The sequence below is a fragment of the Frateuria sp. YIM B11624 genome (assembly GCF_049727805.1).
Lineage (GTDB): Bacteria > Pseudomonadota > Gammaproteobacteria > Xanthomonadales > Rhodanobacteraceae > Frateuria_A.
This window is the reverse complement of sequence record NZ_JBCNYA010000061.1, coordinates 1-3,666: the sequence shown is the minus strand read 5'-3', so window position 1 is coordinate 3,666 and position 3,666 is coordinate 1. Positions and strand designations below refer to the sequence as shown.

Annotated in this window: 2 protein-coding genes; one reads left to right on the top strand and one right to left on the bottom strand. The window is 69.2% G+C overall.

The genetic code is table 11. The annotated features are described in order from the left end of the window. Positions 1 to 315 precede the first annotated feature (315 nt). Complete coding sequence (locus tag AAIL17_RS18170; RefSeq protein ID WP_424684233.1) at positions 316 to 2,304, bottom strand: biotin carboxylase N-terminal domain-containing protein; 1,989 nt, start codon at positions 2,302 to 2,304, stop codon at positions 316 to 318. Between the two features lie 165 nt (positions 2,305 to 2,469). On the opposite strand from AAIL17_RS18170, the gene queA reads away from it, so the two are divergent. Further along, complete coding sequence (gene queA / locus AAIL17_RS18165; protein ID WP_424684232.1) at positions 2,470 to 3,498, top strand: tRNA preQ1(34) S-adenosylmethionine ribosyltransferase-isomerase QueA; 1,029 nt, start codon at positions 2,470 to 2,472, stop codon at positions 3,496 to 3,498. Positions 3,499 to 3,666: the final 168 nt, after the last annotated feature.

Here is a 3,666-nt window from a genome sequence, read left to right as displayed (position 1 = left end):
TTCCCCGCAAGAGCGGCCCCTCACCCCAACCCTCTCCCCGGAGGGGAGAGGGAGCGGATCGCGATGGTCCACGGTTCCCGAAAGTAAAGTAGTGATGAAAAGGCGACCTCGATGGCCGCTTTTTTTGCCTCGTCCTCGTCCTTGAACTCTCTCCCCTGCGGGGAGAGGGCAGGGTGAGGGGCCGGGGCCCGAGGGAAAGGTGGGTGGCGCGAAGGGCGCTTGAGAAAAGCCACGCCTTGGAGCGGCTTCCCCGCAAGAGTCTCCCCTCACCCAACCCTCTCCCCGGAAGGGGAGAGGGAGCGGATCGTGCTCGCTTCAGCTTTCGAAGCGCACCAGCACCGCGTCCGCTTCGACGAACTCGCCCTGGTTCGCGCTGACGCTCTCGATGGTGCCGGCGCGTGGCGCCTTGAGCGCCAGCTCCATCTTCATCGCCTCCATCACCAGCAGCTCCTGGCCCTCGTCGACGCTGTCGCCGGCCTTCGCCTTCACCAGCACGATGCGGCCTGGCATCGGCGCGACGACCTGGTTGCCGCCGGCGCTTTCGGTCGAGGCCCAGGCGAAGGCGGGAGCGCGCACGAAGCGATGGCGGCGGCCGGCGTCGTCGTGCAGCAGCACGCGGGCGTCGTCGACCCGCGCGCCCAGGCGTTGCGCCTCGCCGTCGAAGCGGGCGCTGAGGGCGTCCGGCTCCAGCCGTGCGCCGCGGACCTCGCAGGCCGCCTCGCCATGCTCGAGGCGATAGTCGCCGCCGTGGCCATGCGCGGCGACCTCGTAGCGCTGCTCGTGCAACGCCAGCGCCACCACGCGCTTGCCGGCATGGCCGATGCGCCAGGCGTTGGCACTGGCCCAGGGCGAGTGCGGATCGGCCGGATCGGCCTGCACGCTGCGCTCTTCCTGCAGCAGCGCCGCGGTGGCGGCGGCGAACAGCACGCGGTCGGCCGGCGCCGCGTCGCCCTGGAGGAACTCGTCCAGGTGGCGGTCGAGGTAGCCGGTGTCGATGCGGCCCTCGACCACGGACGGATGCCGCGCCAGCCGCTCGAGGAAGGCGATGTTGGACTTCGGGCCGACGATCTCGCACTGGGCCAGCGCCTCACGCAGCCGTTCCAGCGCCTGCGGGCGGTCGACGTCCCACACGATCAGCTTGGCGATCATCGGATCGTAGAAGATCGTGACGGTGTCGCCCTCGACCACGCCGCCGTCGATGCGCACGTGCTTCGACGGCGCGGGCAGGCGCAGTCGCAGCAGCTTGCCCGAGCCGGGCAGGAAGTTCTGCTCCGGGTCCTCGGCGTACAGGCGCACCTCGATGGCGTGGCCGTGCGCGCGGACCTGCTCCTGCGAAAGCGGCAGCGGCTGGCCCGCGGCCACGCGCAATTGCCACTCGACCAGGTCCAGGCCCAGCGTTTCCTCGGTGACCGGATGCTCGACCTGCAGGCGGGTGTTCATCTCCATGAAGAAGAACTCGCCATCGGCGCCGACGATGAACTCCACCGTGCCCGCACCGACATAGTCGACCGCCCTGGCGGCAGCCACCGCCGCCTCGCCCATGGCCTGGCGCCGCGCCGGCGTGAGGAAGGGCGAGGGCGTTTCCTCCAGCACCTTCTGGTAGCGCCGCTGCGAGGAACACTCGCGCTCGTTCAGATGGATCACGTTGCCGTGGCTGTCGCCGAACACCTGGAACTCGATGTGCCGCGGGTGATCGACGTAGCGCTCCAGGATCACCCGGGTGTCGCCGAAGGCGTTGGCCGATTCGCGCTGCGCCGACGCCAACGCGTCGGCGAACTCGGCTTCGCCGCGCACGATGCGCATGCCCTTGCCGCCGCCGCCAGCCGCTGCCTTGATCATCAGCGGGAAGCCGGTCTTGCGCGCCTGCCCGGCCAGGAACGCGGGGTCCTGGTTCTCGCCGTGGTAGCCGGGCACCAGCGGCACGGCATGCTTTTCCATCAGCGCCTTGGCGGCTGCCTTGGAGCCCATCGCATCGATGCTCTCCGGCCTGGGGCCGATGAACGCGATGCCGGCGTCGACGCAGGCGCGGGCGAAGCCGGTGTTCTCGGAAAGGAAGCCGTAGCCCGGGTGAATCGCCTGCGCGCCGGTCCGCTTCGCCACCTCCAGGATGGCCTCGCCGCGCAGGTAGGAATCGGCCGGGCGCGGGCCGCCGATCGGCCAGGCCTCGTCGGCCAGGCGCACGTGCCGGGCATCCCTGTCGGCTTCCGAATACACCGCGATGGTGTGGATGCCGAGCCGCCGGCAGGTGCGGATCACGCGGCAGGCGATCTCGCCGCGGTTGGCAATCAGTACGCGCTCGAACATGCAGGGTCGTCCCCAAGTCGATGCAAAGCCCGCAAAGCTAGCAGATATGCCGTGTGTAGCCGATGCGCAGCGCAGCACGGACGCGGCGGCGCGGGGCTATCATTGTCGATCGCCGTCACCCGTTTACCGATAGGCACGGCTCCCACGCATCCCACAGAGAATGCCTTGAAGAAGTCCGATTTCGATTTCGACCTGCCACCCGAGCTGATCGCCCAGGCCCCGTTGCCGGAGCGCTCGGCGAGCCGGCTGCTGTGGCTGGATCCGGCGGCGTGCGCGCTGGAGGACCGGCAGTTCCGCGAGCTGCCCTCGTTCCTGCGCCCCGGCGACCTGCTGGTGTTCAACGACACCCGCGTGCTGCCGGCCCGCCTGTACGGGCACAAGGATTCCGGCGGCGCGGTCGAGATCCTGATCGAGCGCGTCACCGGCGCGCACGAGGCCACCGTGCAACTGGGGGTGAGCAAGAAACCGAAGGAGGGCGGCCGGATCGAGCTGGCGGACGGCAGCCACGCCATCGTGCTCGGCCGTGAAGGCGCCTTCTTCAAGCTGCACTTCGAGTCGCCCGAACCGCTGGAGAAGCTGCTTTCGAAGCTCGGCGAGATGCCGCTGCCGCCCTATATCGAGCGCCACGCGGACGCCGCCGACCTGGAGCGCTACCAGACGGTCTATGCGCGCGAACCGGGCGCCGTCGCCGCGCCCACCGCCGGCCTGCATTTCGACGAGCCGCTGCTCGGACGGCTGCGCGAGCTCGGCGTGGATTCCGGCTACGTCACGCTGCACGTGGGCGCCGGCACCTTCCAGCCGGTGCGGGTGGATGACGTCCACCAGCACACCATGCACCGGGAATGGCTCAACGTGGGCGCCGCGCTGGTGGAGAAGGTGCGCCGCACGCGCGCGGCCGGCGGGCGGGTGATCGCAGTGGGCACCACGGTGGTGCGGGCGCTGGAGAGCGCGACGAAGGACGGACAACTGCATCCGTTCGCGGGCGAAACGCAGATCTTCATCTTTCCGGGCTACCGCATCACCAGCATCGATGGCCTGATCACCAATTTCCACCTGCCGCAGTCGACCCTGCTGATGCTGGTGTCGGCGCTGGCCGGGCGCGAGTTCGTGCTGGAGGCTTATAAGCATGCGGTGCGGGAGAGATACCGGTTCTTCTCCTATGGCGACGCGATGCTGATCCTGCCTCGCTCTTAAGTCCCCTCTCCCCTTCGGGGAGAGGGTTAGGGTGAGGGGCCGGGGCTCGCCTTGAGAGCAATCAGAGCCTCGCTCGATTTTCCTTTGCCGCAAGACCCGCCCCCTCACCCCAAACCTCTCCCCGCAGGGGAGAGGGGGCGAAAAGGGGCGATAATGGCGCGATGACTT

What these genes read in the sequence shown, in the direction of transcription:
- AAIL17_RS18170 (WP_424684233.1), bottom strand. Translation starts at nt 2,304, where the DNA reads ATGTTCGAGCGCGTACTGATTGCCAACCGCGGCGAGATCGCCTGCCGC.